This is a genomic window from Cyclonatronum sp., assembly GCF_022565315.1.
Taxonomy (GTDB): domain Bacteria; phylum Bacteroidota; class Rhodothermia; order Balneolales; family Cyclonatronaceae; genus Cyclonatronum.
In genome coordinates, this window is the sequence record NZ_JAIUMX010000026.1 from 1 (window position 1) to 19,543 (window position 19,543).

General features: G+C 52.5%; 18 protein-coding genes. 10 read left to right on the forward strand and 8 right to left on the reverse strand.

The genetic code is table 11. From position 1 onward, the window contains the following. From LAT75_RS06285 to LAT75_RS06295, 3 genes are all read left to right on the forward strand, one after another. A partial coding sequence (locus tag LAT75_RS06285; RefSeq protein ID WP_291481784.1) for a nitroreductase family protein occupies positions 1-344 on the forward strand: 344 nt, incomplete at its 5' end. An 87-nt stretch (positions 345-431) separates the two neighbouring features. Further along, positions 432-1,121: an NAD-dependent epimerase/dehydratase family protein gene (locus LAT75_RS06290; RefSeq protein ID WP_291481785.1), complete on the forward strand. Its 690-nt coding sequence runs from the start codon at positions 432-434 to the stop codon at positions 1,119-1,121. A gap of 9 nt (positions 1,122-1,130) precedes the next feature. After that, positions 1,131-1,265: a hypothetical protein gene (locus LAT75_RS06295; protein ID WP_291481786.1), complete on the forward strand. Its 135-nt coding sequence runs from the start codon at positions 1,131-1,133 to the stop codon at positions 1,263-1,265. A 304-nt stretch (positions 1,266-1,569) separates the two neighbouring features. Here LAT75_RS06295 and LAT75_RS06300 read toward each other — a convergent pair whose 3' ends face one another. The 3 genes from LAT75_RS06300 to LAT75_RS06310 all read right to left on the reverse strand — a co-directional run bounded on the left by LAT75_RS06300 (position 1,570) and on the right by LAT75_RS06310 (position 7,542). Then, entirely contained in the window at positions 1,570-5,040 is a 3,471-nt protein-coding gene (locus tag LAT75_RS06300) for a methylmalonyl-CoA mutase family protein (protein WP_291481787.1), read from the reverse strand. Positions 5,041-5,206: 166 nt separating this feature from the next. Beyond that, a complete protein-coding gene (locus LAT75_RS06305; protein WP_291481809.1) occupies positions 5,207-6,973 on the reverse strand; it encodes an Ig-like domain-containing protein in 1,767 nt (588 codons plus the stop codon). A gap of 20 nt (positions 6,974-6,993) precedes the next feature. After that, a complete protein-coding gene (locus LAT75_RS06310; protein WP_291481788.1) occupies positions 6,994-7,542 on the reverse strand; it encodes a hypothetical protein in 549 nt (182 codons plus the stop codon). Positions 7,543-7,700: 158 nt separating this feature from the next. Between LAT75_RS06310 and pncB the strand changes: the two genes are divergently transcribed. Genes pncB through LAT75_RS06325 form a run of 3 tightly spaced genes read left to right on the forward strand, consistent with a single transcriptional unit; the run spans position 7,701 to position 10,764 of the window. Further along, positions 7,701-9,059 (forward strand): nicotinate phosphoribosyltransferase, encoded by a 1,359-nt coding sequence (gene pncB, locus LAT75_RS06315; protein WP_291481789.1) that lies wholly within the window; start codon positions 7,701-7,703, stop codon positions 9,057-9,059. Between the two features lie 51 nt (positions 9,060-9,110). Further along, positions 9,111-9,656, forward strand: coding sequence for a nicotinamidase (locus LAT75_RS06320; protein WP_291481790.1), 546 nt, complete (start codon positions 9,111-9,113; stop codon positions 9,654-9,656). A gap of 4 nt (positions 9,657-9,660) precedes the next feature. Continuing rightward, positions 9,661-10,764, forward strand: a complete 1,104-nt coding sequence (locus LAT75_RS06325) for an FAD-binding oxidoreductase (protein WP_291481791.1) — start codon at positions 9,661-9,663, stop codon at positions 10,762-10,764. A 55-nt stretch (positions 10,765-10,819) separates the two neighbouring features. Here the strand turns inward: LAT75_RS06325 and LAT75_RS06330 are convergent, their stop codons facing one another. Then, positions 10,820-11,119 (reverse strand): hypothetical protein, encoded by a 300-nt coding sequence (locus LAT75_RS06330; protein WP_291481792.1) that lies wholly within the window; start codon positions 11,117-11,119, stop codon positions 10,820-10,822. Positions 11,120-11,492: 373 nt separating this feature from the next. Here LAT75_RS06330 and LAT75_RS06335 point away from each other — a divergent pair, with 373 nt between their 5' ends. Further along, complete coding sequence (locus LAT75_RS06335) at positions 11,493-12,578, forward strand: saccharopine dehydrogenase NADP-binding domain-containing protein (protein WP_291481793.1); 1,086 nt, start codon at positions 11,493-11,495, stop codon at positions 12,576-12,578. Here LAT75_RS06335 and LAT75_RS06340 read toward each other — a convergent pair whose 3' ends face one another. Then, positions 12,579-12,959 (reverse strand): DUF952 domain-containing protein, encoded by a 381-nt coding sequence (locus LAT75_RS06340; protein WP_291481794.1) that lies wholly within the window; start codon positions 12,957-12,959, stop codon positions 12,579-12,581. It lies immediately after the preceding gene. Positions 12,960-12,963: 4 nt separating this feature from the next. Further along, positions 12,964-13,584 carry a sigma-70 family RNA polymerase sigma factor gene (locus LAT75_RS06345; protein WP_291481795.1) on the reverse strand — a complete coding sequence of 207 codons (621 nt, stop codon included), beginning with the start codon at positions 13,582-13,584 and terminating at the stop codon, positions 12,964-12,966. A 260-nt stretch (positions 13,585-13,844) separates the two neighbouring features. Between LAT75_RS06345 and ettA the strand changes: the two genes are divergently transcribed. The 3 genes from ettA to queG all read left to right on the forward strand — a co-directional run bounded on the left by ettA (position 13,845) and on the right by queG (position 17,006). Next, the gene (gene ettA, locus LAT75_RS06350) at positions 13,845-15,515 is read left to right on the forward strand and encodes an energy-dependent translational throttle protein EttA (RefSeq protein ID WP_291481796.1); all 1,671 of its coding nucleotides are present in this window, start codon (positions 13,845-13,847) and stop codon (positions 15,513-15,515) included. 4 nt (positions 15,516-15,519) lie between these two features. Further along, entirely contained in the window at positions 15,520-15,960 is a 441-nt protein-coding gene (locus LAT75_RS06355; RefSeq protein WP_291481797.1) for a DinB family protein, read from the forward strand. 98 nt (positions 15,961-16,058) lie between these two features. Continuing rightward, positions 16,059-17,006 carry a tRNA epoxyqueuosine(34) reductase QueG gene (gene queG, locus LAT75_RS06360; protein ID WP_291481798.1) on the forward strand — a complete coding sequence of 316 codons (948 nt, stop codon included), beginning with the start codon at positions 16,059-16,061 and terminating at the stop codon, positions 17,004-17,006. A 123-nt stretch (positions 17,007-17,129) separates the two neighbouring features. Here queG and LAT75_RS06365 read toward each other — a convergent pair whose 3' ends face one another. Together LAT75_RS06365 and LAT75_RS06370 are read right to left on the reverse strand one after the other, a co-directional pair. Beyond that, positions 17,130-17,867 (reverse strand): DUF4197 domain-containing protein, encoded by a 738-nt coding sequence (locus LAT75_RS06365; RefSeq protein ID WP_291481799.1) that lies wholly within the window; start codon positions 17,865-17,867, stop codon positions 17,130-17,132. A gap of 7 nt (positions 17,868-17,874) precedes the next feature. Next, positions 17,875-19,524 (reverse strand): trypsin-like peptidase domain-containing protein, encoded by a 1,650-nt coding sequence (locus tag LAT75_RS06370; protein WP_291481800.1) that lies wholly within the window; start codon positions 19,522-19,524, stop codon positions 17,875-17,877. Positions 19,525-19,543: the final 19 nt, after the last annotated feature.

Consider the following 19,543-nt stretch of genomic DNA (forward strand, 5'->3'; position numbering starts at 1 on the left):
CCCCGCTTCAGACGGATTTCTCAAAACCCTACCTGACCGATGCCCCCGCGCTGATTGTGGTCTTTAAGGAAAACTTCCGCGTAGTTGACGGCATCCGCCGCAAAAATTACTATGTTAATGAATCGGTGGGTATTGCCTGCGGCCTGCTGATCACCGCGTTACATCAGGCCGGTCTTGCTACGGTTACGCACACCCCTAACCCGATGAAATTCCTGAACGACATGCTCGGCCGCCCCGCGAACGAGACCCCGGTGATGGTGCTGCCGGTCGGCTACCCGGCTGAGGGCTGCACCGTGCCGGACAACAAGCGGAAAAAACCGGCCGAAATTATGACCTGGATTTAGGCGGCCCGTTCAGGCTTGGCTCCATCCATCGATAAAAAAAACGGCCTTTATCCCTCACCAAATTTTTAACTCATAACGGACATCATCATGGCAAAAAAAGCACTTCTCTTAGGCGCAACCGGACTCATCGGCTCACATCTGCTCGGCTATCTGCTGGATTCTGAGATGTACGACTCCGTCGCTGTTGTAGGGCGGCGAAGTACAGGCATGAAGCACCCGAAGCTGGTGGAGCACATCTGTGATTTCGCCTGCATTGCGCAGCATCCGGAGCTGTTTGTATGTGATGATTTCTACAACTGCATGGGCACGACCATCAAAAAAGCGGGCTCACAGGCAGCGTTTAAAGAGGTTGACCACAACATTCCGCTGGCAGCAGCCAAGCTGGCCCTGGCCGGCGGGGCCAAATCGGCCTGGGTTGTTTCCTCCATAGGCGCTGACCCGAAATCATCCATTTTTTACCTCAAAACCAAAGGGGAAGTCGAGAAAGATTTCGTTGATGCAGGCTTTGACCGGGTGATGCTTTTCCGGCCCGCAGGACTGCTCGGCAAGCGCAACGAAATGCGCATCGGCGAAATCCTGGGCATCGGGTTCATGAAAATCATCTCGCCCCTGCTCATCGGAGGCCTCAAAAAAAACAGACCCATCGAAGCCAAACATGTAGCCTACGTGATGGCGCATCAGCCGGTAAATCATGTGAAGGGCAGCCGGGTTTTTGAAAGCCACGAAATCGAGCAAATTTACGGCAGCATGATGTCCGGTTGCCGGTACATGGAGTGACCAAACCCTATGGCATCAAGAAGCAGTGTTTTCAGTTTTCTTTCTTTGGATGATGACCGTGAAGGATTCGTCCGTTTCTTTAAAAACCGGATCCGGAAAACCTTCTTTCTTGAGCAGACCTACCACAATTTTGCGGATACCTAAGCCTTTGTGTTCAGTCTGTTCATGCGCAAAAGAAACCTTTCAATTTGGGGGCTGTGAAACTACTACGATCAATGATTCATTTTTCATTTTTCATTCAGAGCAACGTAGAAATAAAATGGTTCTCAAGCGGGACTTTCGACCTAACCCCAACACGAAAAAGCAAGGGGCCATCCGCCGATTTGGGATGCCGGGAAAAGCACGAAAGCCAGTGATGTTCACGGAGTTTCCCCAAAAAAAGGATGCCGGAAAAAACAAAGACCGGAATCTCTGCATAGAAACCCCGGCCTGACGTTTGCAAATCGTGTTACATATTCCGGCGGTATTGTCCGCCGACTTCATATAGCGCACGCGAGATCTGTCCGAGGGAGCAGTACTTGACCGTTTCCATCAGCTCTTCGAAGAGGTTGCCGTTGGTGAGGGCGGCGGTTTTGAGGCGGTCGAGGTACTCAGCCGAAACGGCTTCGTTTCTTGCCTTGAAGGCTTCAAGATTCCGGATCTGCTGCTGCTTTTCATCTTCGGTTGAGCGGATCAGCTCGATTTCCTGCTCTTCCTCCCCGCCTTTCTTGCCGAGGAAGGTGTTCACGCCAATAATGGGCAGCTCGCCGTTGTGTTTCAGGGTTTCGTAGTACAGGCTTTCATCCTGAATTTTGCCCCGCTGATACATGGTTTCCATCGCGCCCAAAACGCCGCCCCGTTCGGTGATGCGGTCGAATTCGGTGAGGATGGCTTCCTCAACCAGATCCGTGAGCTCATCAATGATGAAGGAACCCTGATTCGGGTTTTCGTTTTTGGCCATGCCCAGCTCTTTGTTGATGATGAGCTGAATGGCAAGCGCCCGGCGGACCGATTCTTCCGTCGGGGTGGTGATGGCTTCGTCGTAAGCGTTGGTGTGCAGGGAGTTACAGTTATCGTAAATCGCAAGCAGCGCCTGAAGGGTCGTGCGGATGTCGTTGAACTGAATTTCCTGCGCATGCAGCGAGCGGCCGGACGTCTGAATGTGATACTTCAGCTTTTGTGAGCGGTCGTTTGCGCTGTAGCGGTTTTTCATGGCGATGGCCCAGATGCGCCGGGCAACGCGGCCAATAACGGCGTACTCGGGATCGAGACCGTTGCTGAAGAAAAACGAGAGGTTGTGCGCGAAGTCGTCGATATCGAGGTCGCGGGAGAGGTAATACTCCACAAAAGTGAAGCCGTTGGCCAGGGTGAAGGCCGCCTGCGTTACCGGGTTCGCGCCCGCTTCCGCGATGTGATAGCCGGAAATGGAGACCGAATAGTAATTCCTTACTTTGTTGGTCGTGAAGTATTTCTGTATGTCCCCCATCATCTTAAGGGCGAACTCCGTAGAAAAAATGCAGGTGTTTTGGGCCTGATCTTCTTTGAGGATGTCGGCCTGCACCGTGCCGCGCACGACCTGAAGGGTTGCTGCCTTAATTTTGGCGTAGGTTTCGGCATCAACGAGTTTATCGCCGGATACGCCGAGGGTTGCGAGTCCGTAGCCGTCGGAATTGCCCGGCAGGCTTAGTCCGTATTCAGGTACGGGCATGCCTTTTTCTTCGAAAATGTTCCGGATTTTTTGCTTCGCTTCATCGAGTTTGCCCTGCTCCTTAAGCCAGCTTTCAACCTGCTGATCAATGGCCGTGTTCATAAACATCGCCAGAATCATCGGGGCCGGACCATTGATGGTCATGGAAACAGAGGTCGTCGGCTCAGTGAGCCGGAAGCCGGAGTACAGTTTTTTCATGTCGTCGAGGGTGCAGATGCTCACCCCGGAATTGCCGATTTTGCCGTAGATGTCGGGCCGCAGGTCGGGGTCCTCGCCGTAGAGCGTTACCGAATCGAAGGCCGTCGAAAGCCGTGCGGCGGGCAGCCCTTCACTCACATAATGAAAACGTTTGTTGGTCCGCTCCGGCGTGCCTTCACCGGCAAACATACGGGCAGGATCTTCCCCTTCGCGTTTGAACGGGAACACGCCCGCGGTGTAGGGGAAAAATCCGGGTACGTTTTCTTTAAGGGCGAAGCGCAGCCGGTCGCCCCAGCCGCCAAACTGCGGCAATGCAACCCGCGGAATTTTAAGCCCGCTGAGGGAAATCCGGTACATTTCGTTGCGGATTACGCGGTCGCGGACCTTCGTCTCCATCACATTCTGCCGGTACTGCTCCGCCATCTTATCCCAGTTTTTGAGGATGTTGAGCGAGATGGGGTCCAGCTTTGCGCGGAGGTGCTCCCGCATCTCTTCCATGCGCACCATAATCTGATCTTTGTCGGCCGGATTCCAGTTTTCGAGCTGTGTGATGGTGCCCTCAATTTCATTGAGGCGCGCCGCAGCGTCCGCCTGCCGGGCGGCCCATGCGTGATACTCCCGCACTGATTCCGAAATTTCGGACAGGTACCGGACCCGGTTTCCCGGAATGATGGCCTGCTTGTGCAGGTCGTCCGCAGGCGTAGGATCGGCAAACAGCTGTGACTTCCAGTCGAGTGCGTAGTGCTTGTTGATGAGCCGCACCAAAGCGCTGAACAGCCGGTTCACGCCCTCATCGTTAAACTGCGCCGCGATGGTCGGGTACACCGGCAGGCTCATCTCGTCGGCATGCCAGAGGTTGTGATTGCGCTTGTACTGCTTGCGGATATCGCGCAGCGCATCCTGTGAACCTTTTTTCTCAAATTTATTGAGCACGATGAGGTCGGCCAGGTCCAGCATGTTGATTTTCTCCAGCTGCGTAGCCGCGCCGTACTCGCTCGTCATCACGTACAGGCTCAGATCGGTGATGTCCACAATTTCCGATTCGCTTTGCCCGATGCCGCTCGTTTCAACCACAATCATATCGAAAGAGGCCGCCTTGCACAGCTCAATCGCGCCCAGAATGGCCTCGCTTGTGGCGCGGTTGGATGCCCGTGTTGCGAGGCTTCGCATGTAAATCCGGTCGTTGTACACCGCATTCATGCGGATGCGGTCGCCCAGCAGGGCGCCGCCGGTTTTGCGCTTCGAAGGATCGATGGAAATGATGGCCATCGTTTTGTCTTCAAATTCGGTGAGGAAACGGCGCACAAGCTCATCGGTGAGGGAGCTTTTTCCGGCCCCGCCCGTACCCGTGATGCCAATTACGGGGATGGTTTTCCCGTTTTTCGACTGAAGCACTTCCCTGCCGCCGTTGTAGAGCAGCATGCCGTCTTTGAAATGCATCAGCTGCTCTGCCTTGTTTTCAATCGCGCTGATGCAGCGGCCCAGCACGCGCTTGTTTTTCTGCTTAAGCTGAAGCACGTCAATGGTTTCGAGGGATGTGGTTTCGTAGTCGCACTCCTGCATCATCAGGTTAATCATGCCCTGCAGGCCCAGGGTGCGGCCGTCTTCGGGGCTGAAAATCCGGGCAACGCCGTAGTCGTGCAGCTCGCGGATTTCGCGCTCAACAATCACCCCGCCGCCGCCGCCGTACACGCGGATGTGCCCCGCGCCTCTTTCCCGAAGCAGGTCCACCATGTACTTAAAAAACTCAATGTGCCCGCCCTGATACGAGCTGATGGCAATGCCCTGCGCGTCTTCCTGAATGGCGCAGTCCACAATTTCGCCCACGCTGCGGTTGTGCCCCAGGTGAATCACCTCTGCCCCGGTCGTTTGTAAAATGCGGCGCATAATATTGATGGAGGCATCGTGCCCGTCGAACAGGCTCGTTGCCGTCACAAAACGGATTTTGTGTGTCGGCTTGTAGCGTTCAGGCTGCTGCCATTCGGTTGCTGCGGTTTGGGTCGGGCTTTGTGTTGCCGGGCTGCTTGTACTCATAAGGGTAGATAAGTTCTTGAAATTCTTTTCTTTGGGTTCCAAAATGCTGGAAGCGCTTTTTATGCGCTAAAATACGGCTTTTACAACTCAGGACGGTGTTAAAACAGGTATTAATTCGTTGTGTTTTTTCGGGGGATGTGCTCCCGGGATGTTCAAACTTCGAAGCTTAAAAATCATCCGGCTCATTTTCCCGGGGTTCGGATTCGCCGGGGTCGTCATCACCCTCTGCGGGCTCGCCTCCGGACTCGGCTTGTTCCTCGGTTTCGTCACCCTCCGGCTGTTCTGCGCGGGCGGGCAGGTGCGGGTACTCGAGTTCGGTTTCACCTTCCATGCGGCCGTGTACCTCCAGATTGCGCTGCGCAACGAAGGGCTCCGGTGCCCGGAACGGCTGCACTTCACCCCGAAACCAGCGGCCGTCGCCGTCATCATCCCGGAAAGAAAGCAGGGTGTACCGCCCCTGCGGCAGGTCGGCGATGGTGAGCTCATCCTCCGTTTGGCCTTCAAAAACAAGGTTACCGGCATCATCAAGCAGGCTGATGTGGTGCAGAACGCCTTCCATCCTGCCTGCTTCTGCAACGCTGATACTCAGCGATCCGAGTCCGCTTCGGGGGAGGATTTTCGAGGAAATATTGCGCCGCGTGCCTGCAAACTCGTCGTAAATCCGGATGGTGTAGTCGCTCGACTCATCCCATATATCCGGCGGGAAAAGCAGCAGCAGGTTATCCTGCACCTCGAGCGGCTCCCAGGCTTCGTAAATCACTTCATCCTGCACGACTTCCAGTGAGTCCACGACGCTTGTGCCTGCAAGCAGGGTCGAAAATTCAAAAATCATCGGCTCGCTGCCCCGCACCCCGCGCTCGGTGAGATGACGCGTCATGCGTACGTGCGTGGTATCCGCGGCAGAAGATCCGGTAAAGGTCCGGTCAGAGGTTCGCGGCTCGTTGCCGCGCAAATCCGTAACGCCGCGGCTGCGCAGGGTGAAGGTCTGATTTTCGGGCAGCGGCCTGAGCGCCTGCGCGAAAACAACATCTGCCTGCTGCTTGTCTGCGAAAAGCGGCACTGCCTGCGTAAAATCCTGACCCAGCGAATCCAGAATCCGGATTTCGGCCTCGGGCTGAATCATCATATCGCGGCTGTAGCGCAGGCGCAGCCGGGTTGATGAAAACAGGCCGATGCCCTGAAGCGTTGGCCGTGTTGTGTCCGGCTCGTTCACGAAAAGGGTGCCGAGGCTCGCCGGCTGACCTTCCTGCACGCGTACCGTCTCGCGGTAAAACGGTCGGGCCGCTTCGTTCGCCGGGTTCCATATCCGGTTCCGGTTGCGGTCATCAACCCAAATGGCGCGGTAAAGCCCCTCAGCAAGATGGGTGAAGGTTACGCGTCCGGCCGTGTCGGTTTCGGCCACGTAGCTCGCGCGTTCCTCCAAATCGAACGGGAAACGGTACAGGAAAACAAAAGCATCTCTCTTGCCCCGTCCGGTCCGCGCATCGATGATGCGACCTTCGATTTCACCCTCATCAATCGTATCACCGGTGGAAAGTGCCAGCACAAAAGGGTTGGCCATCCGGTTACGGTTGTGGTCGGAAAGTTCGGTGCCCAGGGTAAAAATTACGGTCGTTGAATCGGGCAGAGGCTGCTCGAAACGCACCCGAACGCTGCGTCCGCGCCAGCTCACCTCATACCTGACCCCCGCAATCGGATCGATCCGGAACGCATTCCCAAACGACTGCCGGTTCATGTACTTGTTGAAATCGAAGCGGATTTCATCACCTGAGAAATTCACAGTGCCGTCTTGCGGGAAAGTGCCGATAACAACGGGCGGTGAGGTATCCGGCGGTCCGCCGGTCGGCTGTGTGGGTGTGGCACAGCGCAAGAGGAAAAACGCGGCAAGGATTAAGCCGCAAATGACAGCCGTTTTTTGAGTCATGAATCTCATCAAATCTAAGTCCAATAGTTTCAGCTGCTGCGGATGTTGAATAAAAGATAAACGGTGATACCCGTTGCGACAGCAATGATGGCCGGCTGACCGTACTCACGCCAGCGGTTGCGTACCTGCAGGGCTTCTGTTTCGTGAAACCGTGTTGCGGGCCAGTCGCTCACAAGCGCCTCATGGTTTTCAAAGGGGATGGTATCGCTGTAGCGGAAGGTCAGGGTTTCGGTTTGGGTTAGGGTACGGCCGGCATCACTCAGAAAAAGCTGAACCTCCCCTGCTATACGCCGCTCGGCCTCAGCCGGATTAATTTGCCTGAGGCTGTTTCGCGGGTAAAACATGAACTGCAGCTGAGGGCCTTCGCCGTCGAGCCGCAGCTGCGTGCCCAGGCGCATCAGCTCGTTGAACAGCAGCTGACGGTTGTACTCCGGTAGGTTCGACTGCACCGAAACCGGTTCGCTGAGACCGCTCAAGATGCTGCTTCCGCTGAGGGTGTCGAGGGCTTCGCGGAGTAAAACAGCTTCATTCGGCTCCGCCTGCCGGGCTTCGGAAAGCTGACAGAAGCCGGCGCTCATCAAAAAAAGAAGGCAAAGAAATGGTTTGAAACGCATCAGAGGTTATGAAAACAGTTCATTAAAAACGATATTGTAAAACAAGCCGGTACCCGCGTCCATTCAGACCGTACAGGATGCTCCGGCTCCAAAGGTAAACAATCCTGAACTCGCTTTAAACCATGAACCACCCGCTGCACGCAGTTAACGGTTTATACACCGATTATTACGAGCTCACCATGGCACAGGCCCTGTTTTTAGAAGGCCGCCATGAGGAGACTGCATGCTTCGACTACTTCTTCAGGAATTATCCGTTCGGCGGAAATTACGTGGTTTTTGCGGGATTGCAGACCCTTGCCGACGCCCTCCGGCATTTCGTTTTTGATGATGAGAGCTGTAAAGCCCTGCACGAACTGGGCTTTGATCCCGGCTTTATTTCCTGGCTGCACCGGAATCCGCCCCGCCTCACCATTGAAGCTCCGCCGGAAGGCACCCTGGTTTTTGCACACACACCTGTTGTACAGGTAAGCGGGAGCTTCGCGCACGGGCTTTTAGCGGAAACGCTGCTGCTCAACATCCTGAACTTCGAATCCCTGATTGCGACCAAAGCGTCCCGCATGGCCGACGCCCTGCTTCCGGGTCAGCTGCTGCTCGATTTCGGGCTTAGGCGGTCACAGGGTTTTGCCGGCTTCCATGCATCACGCGCGGCATACATCGGCGGATGCGCCAGCTCCTCAAATGTGTGGTCCGCCGTTCAGTACGGTCACCCGACGGGCGGCACGCACGCGCACGCATGGGTACAGGCTTTTGATAAAGAGGATGATGCTTTCCGGACCTTCGCCCGGCATTTCCCTCAGAAAGCCGTTTTTCTGGTGGATACCAACGACAGCATCCGTGAGGGCATCCCCAAAGCCATCACCGTAGCCAAAGAAATGGAAGCGGCCGGCCACAAGCTGTTCGGAATCCGGCTGGACAGCGGCGACTTCAGCATCCTCATCCCAAAAGCCCGCAAGCTGCTGAACGATGCCGGGCTTCCCTATGTGAAAATTGTGGTTTCTGATAACCTCGATGAACACCGCATCCGTGAGCTGAACCGGCTGCCGGTAACCGCCGATGTTTTTGGTGTGGGAACCAAACTGCTCGCGGCAGACGGCAGCCCGGCCCTGAATGGGGTTTTCAAGCTCTCCGAGCTGAACGGCAAAGCGGTGATGAAGCACTCCGATAACCCCGAAAAAATCACCCTGCCGGGTCAAAAGCAGCTTTGGCGGGTTTTGGATGAAGACCGGATTACGGGAGATTACATCTCCCTCAGCCGTGAAGGGCGTCCCAAAGGAGAAGAAAGAAAGCTGCGGGCAATTCGGACAGAAAAATTCGTAAGCGGCGATCCGTTCAGCGGCGCAAAGCTTTCTCAGATTCGCGAAAGGCTTCGGAAAGAAAAAGCAAGGCTTTCTGGCTTTATCGGAGCAGAGGCTTTGGGCAACATCTACCCGGTCGAAATAAGCCGGGACTTGCAGGATTTACAGGCAATCTGTTTGAAATAACGGACGTACACCTCAATCAACACTATCTTTAATAAACAGAACAAACAGCACATGAGAGCCCTTTTAATAGTTGATCTTCAGAATGACTTTTGTCCCGGCGGTTCGCTGGGCGTTAAAGACGGACACAAAATTTTGCCGGTAATTAATGAGCTGGCCAAAGATTTCAGGCTTGTGATTGCCTCACGCGACTGGCATCCGGAAGAAACGGTGCATTTCGAAAAGTGGCCGGTGCATTGCGTGCGTAATACCGAAGGCGCGGAATTTCATCCGGAGCTGAACCTTCGCCCGGTCACGCAGATTTTCGATAAGGGAACGGCCAATTCGGATGACGGCTACTCTGCCTTTGAAGCCACAAATCTCGACCTTGAATCCTATTTAAAAGATCGACAGGTTGAAGAACTGTACCTCTGTGGCCTCACAACCGAGTACTGCGTGAAAGAAACCGCGATGGATGCGCTCAAAGCCGGATTCAAGACATTTGTGTTTACTGACGCCATCGCACCGGTAAACCTCAACCCCGGCGATGCTGAACAGGCACTCAGCGAAATGCAGGAAGCGGGCGTCATTTTTTTGACATCAAAAATCAGTCTGAGGTAATCCCATGGGGAAAGTGCTAAGCATCCTCATAATCGGAGGAGGTCTTGCCGGAAGCTGTGCAGCTCTTCAACTGGCAAAGAGAGGGCTTCAAACAGAAGTAGCCCATCAAAATAGCATCGCAGTTCAAACGGCAAGCATGGTACCGCTTGCGTTGTACAATCCGGCAGCTGCATTACGTGCAAAAAAAGGCTGGCGTGCGGAAGAGTGTCACAAGGCATTACACGGGATGATTGATGAACTGACCGAATTTTTGGGCCATTACAGCTTTGTGAGTAAAACAGGAGTACTTCGGCCTTCACTTGATGAGGAAATGGCCTTACACTTCAAGAAATCAGCTGAAACCGAAGGCTGGCCTGAGGGCTGGGTAAGCTGGCTTGAGCCCGGCGAACTAAAAGAGCGGTTTCCTGAGTCAGAGCACCGCTGGGGCGGCCTTTGGGTGCAAGCAGGAATGACGTTTGATACGCCAGCCCTGATCAAGGGGCTGCATCAGATGCTGACCGAAAAATATGCGTGCCGTATTTCAGAAAGAAAGGTCGTAAATCTGGATGAAAGCAAAACCGGAGTTGAGGTAAGATTCGAAGATGGCAGCGCTATAACGGCTGAATCAGTGCTGTTAGCAGCAGGCGCTTCATCCAAAGAAATCATAAAGCCAGTTGAGTTTAACCTACACCCTGTAAAAGGACAGACGATTGAAATAAAGCGCTTTTTACCCGAGACTTTCAGTCCGTCGGTTTCTTCCCGAGGCTACGTATCCTTACACTCGCATCGTGTGGTTGTCGGAAGTACTTACGAACATCATTTCAAGGATCTGAATCCTACCGCACAGTCTGCGGAGTTTTTGCTCAAAAAAGTACCAAAGAGTTTTCCGGGGGTGCGGTTGCAGCAACTTTCTATTACAAAATCATGGGCGGGCATACGCCTCACAACCCCTGACAGGCTGCCCCTTTTAGGGCTCATACCGGGTAAAAAGCGGATATATTTTTCGTCCGGTTTTGGTTCAAAAGGCATAATGTTTGCGCCTTATTGCGGAATTTGCATTGCAGACCACATCTGTAATGGCAATGATCTTTTTCCCGAAACAGACTTACACAGACAGGTTTATCATTAATATTTTTTAATAAACTGTTTAATCACAAATCCTGTCGTAATAATCTTATTGAAGATCAGTCTTCAGATTCGGCATTTGGTGCCGGACGTTCAAAAAACTGAATTCCGGTATCAACATCCCTAACAATCCTGCCGTCAGGTGTAATCCTTTCCCCATCTCTTGGCGGGCGCTGCGGAAACTGATGAATGTTTATATTCCGGTCATAATCATGTGGCACGTAATGATTATGATCACCGTGCGGCACAATGAAATAGCCGGGGTCTTCTTTGAAAACATTATTGGAACTGAGTACAGCGATAATAGCAATTACTGCCGCAAATGAAACAAAAAACAGTTTTCTCTTTTTTGATGCCATAGTTCAGAGTCTGAAATTAAAGGTTTTTAATAAACTAAGAGCTGCACATAAAGCGATTATGAATCATAAGATAACATTTTAAGCTGCAGCGACTAATCACAATTATGCAGCTACCTTTTGTACCTGCCCGATAATAAAGAAGCAGAAATAATCCGTAAATAATTTTACTAATAAACGTTAAACCCGTATTATAGCAAACGCCTCGGAAATAATGCACCTTCAATTCCGGGCTACACAGCTAAACAGCTGAAAATTGCAGGCACCTAAATCATATCCGCACTAAGGGTATTCGAAATATTACTTACTGTAGCTGATTCACTTCTTAGGTTGAATACAGGTCAAGTGTTAGTCTAACCATCAATCATGAGTAAATATGCATCAAACTGAAATGCAGAATGATATATTAGTATATGGATCTTATGGATTTACAGGTAATCTCACTGTAGATGAGTTCCAGCGCAGGGGTTTAAGTGTCACCCTTGCGGGCAGAAATGAAGATAAACTAAAACAGCAGTCTGAAAAAACCGGGTTACCATATCTTGTTTTCGAACTGAATACACCCGAACTAACTACCATTATTAGTCCGTTCAAAACAGTTCTAAATTGTGCTGGTCCGTTCAGATATACGTCACTAAGGCTCGCTAAAGCATGTGTGAACAGTGGCATAAACTACCTTAATGTAACCGGTGAATTCGCCGTTATCGAGCAGTTAAGTTTATTGGATAAAAAAGCTCAGCAAAACGGTTGTGTTGTTCTTCCCGGAGCAGGTTTCGATGTTGCCCCGTCTGATTGCCTGATTGCATTTGCACAAAATAAATTCCCGGGTGCAAGAACGATTCGTTTATGTCTTTCTTTGGGCGGGCGGCCCTCACGCGGAACCATGCGTACTTCTTTGTCTCAATTTAAGGAAGGAGGTGTGATCAGATCACGCGGACTCCTCACCCCTGTGAGAATAGCTCACAAAAGCTATAAAATTGACTTCCGGGATAAAGTGCGTACCTGCGTATCCATTCCTTGGGGCGATATCTCTTCCGCTTTTTATTCTACGCAGATTCCGAATATCGAAGTGTATATGGCAATGCCAAATCGATTTGCAAGGCTCGCAAAACTTGCCGGGCTGTTTCATGGTATTGTTAAACGTAAACCATTCAGCAGCTTTCTTGCTTCATGGGTGGAGCGTCAGCCTGAGGGTCCAAGCCTGAGCGAGCGGGAAAAAGGTGGCAGCCGTATCTATGTAACGGTAAACGATATTACTTCACGCAAAAGTTTCCTGCTCAAAACTCCCGAAGCTTACACCCTTACAGCTCAGATCGCGGCCGATGCAGCCATAAGGGTTACAGCTGACACGGTTAAGCCGGGTTTCCATACCCCGTCAACGGCTTTTGGCATGAATTATATCATGAAGTTCAAAGGTGTTGAACGTCATGAGCTCGTTCGTGGTAAGCGGAACAGGCTGTAATTAAAGCGACGACACCTTATTAATTACGGACAAAAAATATTTATCCAGTGTTAACGGGTCATCATCCCTCGGTTCAAGAGGGTGATGACCCTTAATTTTTTGGATCGGAATCGGGGCATAATAGTGCGGGAAGCGTTCACCGCTATTTGTAAGATCTTCGAGGATCAATGTCCGGCTTAAAAAGTCTTCCTGCTCAAACGCAATAAAAAGCAAGACCAATCCTTTCCGCCCTTTATAATACCTTTCATAAACACCCGAAAGCTGAGCTGCACTGCACAGATGAACAAACCCCTCAGCTTCGTATGCATCCGGGGCATAAATACCGTTTTGGGCCGCCTCAAACTGAGATTTTTCCGCTATGTGATAATACAGCACCGTCACGGTATCAGAACTGACCTCTTTTTTCGATCAGGAACTTGTTCAGCAGCTCTCTTGCTCTGAAAATATGTGCTTTCACCGTGCCTAAAGGCAGCTCAAGCATATCGGCAATTTCCTGATAGCTTTTGTCATCCTCATGGCGCAGCTTAATAATAGTGCGGTACTTATCCGGCAGGCTGTCGATGGCTTCTTTGATAATGCGCTCCCGTTGTTTGCGAATCAGCTCTGAATCCGTTTCACTGTCGTGATCAGGCAGCTCTATCTTCATGTCACCGTCTTTTGACCGAACCGGCTCATCTATAGAAAGCGTCCGCATTTTTTTCTTTCTGAGATAATCAATCGAATGGTTGGTCGCAATCCGGTAAAGCCAGGTCGAAAATGCGTAGGTCGGGTCGAAGGTGTGTATGTTGTCGAAGGCCTTCAGAAAAGCTTCCTGAACCAAATCTTCAACAATTTCTTTATCGCGCACAATTTTCTGAACATGAAAATGCAGCTGCACCTGATACTTTTCCATCAGTCGCGCAAATGCTTTTTGTTCATTTAGTTTTGCACGGTCAACAAGGGCGTAGTCTTCCTCCCTGTTTTTTAGTGACCTAACCTGCCTTGCCTGTTCCGTTTCGGAAGCCATTCGTGAAAAGCTGTATTTGTCTTATAGTAATATAATCCGGTTGCCTGCAATCTGATAAGGTAAGCATTCTGCGCAATAACCTGAAAATGAATCAGTGATTTTTCGATTCAGTGAGGTCTTACACCTGTTCCGGGAATTCATATCAGGAAGCCGGGCTGCTGCTGTGAAAAAACGCTTCGATCATGCTTTTTAGCCTTGTTTCTTTGCGTATTTTAAGCGCAAACTAATGCTTACTTTCAAAACTCAAATATCTCTAATTCGTGAGTGATCAAAAGATAATTTTTTCTATGGTTGGGGTCAGCAAGATCCGTAAGCCTAACAAAACCGTTCTGAAAGACATCTACCTTTCTTTTTTCTATGGTGCCAAAATTGGCGTACTTGGTCTGAACGGGGCCGGAAAAAGTACGCTGCTCCGCATCATTGCCGGTGAAGACAAAGATTACCTCGGCAATATTACGGCACAAAAAGGCATCACTTTCGGCTATCTGCCACAGGAGCCTGAACTCGACGCCGAACGTACGGTACGGGAAATCGTAGAGGAAGGCGTACAGGAAACCGTTGATCTACTTAAGCAGTTTGAGGCCGTAAACGCTGCTTTTGCCGACCCTGACGCCGATTTCGAAGCTCTGATTGAGAAGCAGGCCAAGCTTCAGGATCGCATCGATGCAGCCGGCGCCTGGGATCTCGATAGCAAGCTCGAGCAGGCCATGGACGCCCTCCGGACGCCGCCCGGCGATCAGAAAGTAGGCACGCTTTCCGGTGGCGAAAAACGCCGCGTTGCGCTCTGCCGTCTGCTGCTCAAAAAGCCGGACGTGCTCCTGCTCGATGAACCTACCAACCACCTCGATGCGGAGTCTGTCGGCTGGCTCGAGCAGCATCTTGCCCGCTACGAAGGTACCGTAATCGCCGTAACCCACGACCGCTACTTCCTCGATAATGTTGCCGGCTGGATCCTCGAACTCGACCGCGGCGAAGGCATCCCCTTCAAAGGCAACTACACCTCCTGGCTGGAGCAAAAAACCGAACGGCTCAAACAGGAAGAACGCTCCGAGTCGCAGCGTCAGAAAACCCTGCAGAAAGAGCTTGAGTGGATTCGTCAGAATCCCAAGGGCCGCCGCAGCAAGAGCAAAGCGCGGATTTCAGCTTATGAGCAGCTGCTTTCCGAAGAGCAGCAGAAACGCCGTGAGGATATGGAAATCTTCATCCCTGCCGGTCCGCGCCTTGGCGATAAGGTGATTGTGGCCGAAAATCTCACCAAAGGGTTCGACGAAAAACTGCTGTTCGAAAACCTCGATTTCAGCCTGCCGCCCGGCGGAATTGTGGGCGTAATCGGTCCGAACGGGGCCGGAAAAAGTACGCTCTTTAAAATGATTATCGGGGAAGAAACCCCGGATACCGGCTCGCTGGTACTGGGCGAAACCGTGAAGCTCGGCTACATCGATCAAAACCGCCCGCTTGACCCGAAGAAGTCGATCTGGGAAGAGATTTCCGGCGGACAGGACCTCATCAAACTCGGTACGCGTGAGGTGAACTCACGTGCGTACGTGGCCCGCTTCAACTTTGCAGGCAGCGATCAGCAGAAGAAAGTTACCGAGCTCTCCGGTGGGGAACGCAACCGGGTGCATCTGGCCAAGGTGCTTAAAGAAGGCGCCAACGTGCTGCTGCTTGATGAGCCGACCAACGATCTGGACGTTAACACCCTGCGGGCCCTCGAAGAAGCCCTGCTCGAGTTTGCCGGCTGCGCGGTGGTTATCAGTCACGACAGATGGTTCCTCGACCGCATCGCCACTCACATCCTCGCGTTTGAAGGCAACAGCGAAGTGTACTGGTTCGAAGGTAATTTTGAAGAATACGAGGAAAACAAGCGCAAACGCCTGGGTATCAGCGAGGATCAGCCGACCCGTATTCAGTACAAAAAACTAATGAGGTAAACCTATGACGCTCCCCGAACTTGCACAACGCATCGATCTTCTTCGTGAAGACACGCAGCCACAATGGGGCAAAATGACGCCTCAGCACATGGTTGAACACCTCACCGCTACCCTGCTGCTCGCTACGGGCAAGGTTACGGTAAAAGTATACACGCCTCAGAATCAGCTCGCGCAAATGCGGGCTTTTCTGATGAGCGACAGGCCCATCCCCAGAGGTGTGGTGAGTCCGGCCGTCGGCTCGGATCTCCCCCCGCTCAAAAATGAAAGTTTCGGGGCTGCGATTGAGGAGTTCCGATCGTGCTTCGAAGCATTTCACTCGTACTACGAGGTAAATCCCGAAGCTGTACACATCAATCCGGCCTTTGGTGAACTTACCTATGCCGAATGGCAGCAGTTTATGAAGAAGCACTTCACTCATCATTTTGAGCAGTTCGGCCTGCTTTGAGCCACCTGCTCCGCCCTTCACGGCTTTTGGCTTCTGAATGAAGCTGAAAGCCGTTTTTTATTTCGTCATCCATCATCCCGCATTCATCACTCCGCATTATGAATAAACAGCAGCTAACCGATGCCGTAAGGGCCGAGGCTTCGCGCCTTGGTTTTGAGGGCTGTGGTTTTTCAAAGGCGATGTTTCTGGAAGATGAAGCCCGCCGGCTCGAGAGCTGGCTGCTTGCCGGAAAACACGGCAAGATGCACTGGATGGAAAATCATTTCGACAAGCGCGTTGACCCGACGAAGCTGGTACCCGGGGCTAAAAGCGTGGTGAGCGTGCTGTGCAGCTACCATCAGCCGGAGCTGTTTGCTTCGCACGCGGCGGATGAAAGCAATCCGCGCATCTCAAAGTATGCGTTAGGTGAGGATTATCATTTTGTGCTCAAAGAGAAGCTGTTTGAGTTATTCGAATTTACCCGGAAGCTTAACGGCGGACTCGAAGGCCGGATCTTCGTCGATTCTGCCCCGGTTATGGACAAAGCCTGGGCCGTGAAATCCGGGCTCGGTTGGATGGGCAAACACACCAATATCATCAGCCGGAAAGCCGGCTCCTGGTTCTTTTTGGGTGAAATGATTGTGGATGCCGAATTCGTGTACGACAGCCCCACCACTGATCACTGCGGCAGCTGCACCCGCTGTATCGACGCCTGCCCGACCGACGCCATCACGGAGCCTTACACCGTTGACGGCTCGAAGTGCATCTCTTATTTCACCATTGAGCTGCGGGAAGAAATCCCGGCCGAATACCACGAAAAGCTCGGAAACTGGATTTTCGGCTGCGATATCTGTCAGGATGTCTGCCCCTGGAACCGCAAGGCCGCTTCGGGCAACGAGCCGCGACTCATGGCACGGGACGAACTTGTGGGGCATGACCTCAGCTACTGGGAAGAACTCGACCTCATGGAATTCCGCCGGCTCTTCAAAAAAAACCCGGTGAAACGAACCAAATTTGAGGGGATTCAGCGGAATATCAAAGCCGTTCGCGGAAACCTGAAATCCTGAAGCCCGGCTGTATCCGATCTGTGTTCCTTCCATAAAAAAAAGCCGGACATCAAAAATGTCCGGCCTGAAACTAAACTTGCAATGCGCATCTGAGCGCATCCCCCGTGAAAAAACCTACGCGTATCAGGAGGCCGCCTGAAGGCTTGAGTGACCAAAAACGCGGCGGAGAATATCTGTGGTGCGTTTCACAGGATCCTGCCGTATCGCTTTTTCTTCCTGCTCAAGCAGCAGAAAAAGCCCGTCTGTTGCCCGCTGTGTTGTGTAGGCCGTAAGGTCGGTTATTACCGGCTGCACGAAGGGTATGCGGTTGTACTGCTGCACGATGTCGTTCCAGTAGCGGGTTGCAAGGGTGTTGTCGAGCGCCTGTGCGATAACCGGGCGGAATAGGTTATGAAGCTCAGCAGTTGTTGTGCGCCGGAAGTATTCGGTTGCGGCATTATCGGGGCCGCGCAGAATTTCAAAGCCGTCCTGAATGGTCATCTGCTGCACGGCCTGCCGAAAGACAGGCGCAGCTGAACGCGCGGCTTCTTCTGCCGAGCGATTCAGGGTTGTCACAAAATCATCAACCAGGCCGCCAAAGCCCAGATCGCGGAGGGTATTTTCCACGCGGCGGGCTTCCTGCGGGAAAGCAATAAATAGCAGCTGATTGTCGAGATAGCCACCCTGAGCCGAAGCTGTACCTGCCGCCCGGGCTGCCCCAACCTCGAGTGCGTCTTTCAGACCCGAAACGACTTCCGCTTCGGAGAGCGGCAGCTCGCCGCCGCCTATACCAGACTGTTCAACAAACTGCTGAAGTTCAGCACAAGCACTAAGGACAAAAAGCGCTGTTACCAGCAAGCCGGCTAATTTTACTGATTTCATATGTGTTTTATTCTATTTGTATTTGAAGGATTGTAGCACCACGCATCACCATGAGCTCTATTTTACTGCCGCCCGCGGCCTGCATCATTTGTTCGAAATTTTCTACATTTTCAACACGTAAGCCATTGATGGCCAATACAATATCATTTGTTCTTAAACCTGCTCTACGGGCTTCCGAGAAGCGGCGCACCTGTGTTACCATCAGCTGCAGACCAAGCTGCCGGTGGGCTTCTATGTGAAGCTCGGTAACACTGAAACCGCGGTCGAAACTCGCCGTTGCCGGTTCCCGCTCCTCTTCGGTGTAAGGCTCGGTACCCGTACCGGTTTCGCTGTCAGCCTCCGGGGCCACATTCCGATCCTCTTCCTCTTCCCCTTCCCCTTCCGGCTCTGAGTGATCGGGCCCCTCATGAAAAGGACCGCCGCGAAAGTCCTGACCGAAAGGGGCCATCAGTTCTTCCGGCGAAGCTTCCGGTGCGGTCCATTCGCTGATTGCCGGATTGTCGAGCCCGGCAAGGGTGATGAATTTGATTTCTTCCGCACCGTTGCGCCAGACCGAAATCTCAACGGTCTCGTTGGGCCTGAACAGTGCAATCTGCGCCTGAAGCTCATTGGGTTCGTTCACGGTACGGCGGTTCACCCGGGTGATGACATCCCCCTGCCGGAGTCCGGAAACCTCGGCAGCTCCGCCGGTAACGAGCCCGGAAATTTCCACCCCTTTGATGCGGGGCATATCCAGCTGACGCGCCCTGCGCTGATCTACCGACACAATGCTAACACCGAGAAATGCGCGCTGTACCTGACCGAACTCCATGAGGTCCCGCGCAATTTTGAACGCCATATTAATGGGGATGGCAAAGCCGTAGCCCTGATTCATTCCGTTTTCGGTCGCGATGGCCGTATTAATGCCAATAAGCTCACCTGCGGTATTTACAAGCGCTCCGCCGCTGTTTCCGCGGTTGATGGCCGCATCGGTCTGAATGAAGCTCTCAATCCGCATCCGGTCGTTGATTATCTGCACATCCCGCGAAAGCGCGCTTACGATGCCGGCGGTAATGGTTGAGCGCAGCCGGAGCGGATTCCCGACCGCCATAACCCAGTCTCCGACTTCCACATAGTCGGAGTCGCCGAGTACAATATGCGGCAGCTCATCTCCCTCAATTTTGATTACGGCCAGATCTGTTGAGGGGTCACGACCGACTATGCGGGCCGGAAACTGACGCTTATCGTGCAGGGTAACGCGCAAATCACGACCGCCTGCAACTACGTGATTATTGGTGATGATGAAGCCATCCCCCGAAATCAAAACACCGGAACCTACCGCATTTGACCGTCCGCGCGGAATTACCCGCTCCCAGAAATCTTCTTCAAAATTGTGGTTTTCATCACGAGGCATTACAGCCCGTGCGTTTACACTTGTTTCGATATATACAACAGTAGGCACGACCATCTGTGCGATATCACGTACAGAAAAGGCCGGAAACCCGGTGACTTCCGGCGCAGTTTCTGCTGAGGCCGCACTCCGCATTACCTCCGTGACTGCTACTTTTGTAGGTGTAAAGGGTGAGTAATACCCTCTGAGCAGCATATAAGCCATGCCCATCACAATGCCTATCATTACGAGGAGTACGGCAGTCAGTATTTTTTGATGAAGTTTCATAGCAGCGTGGGCAAAATTA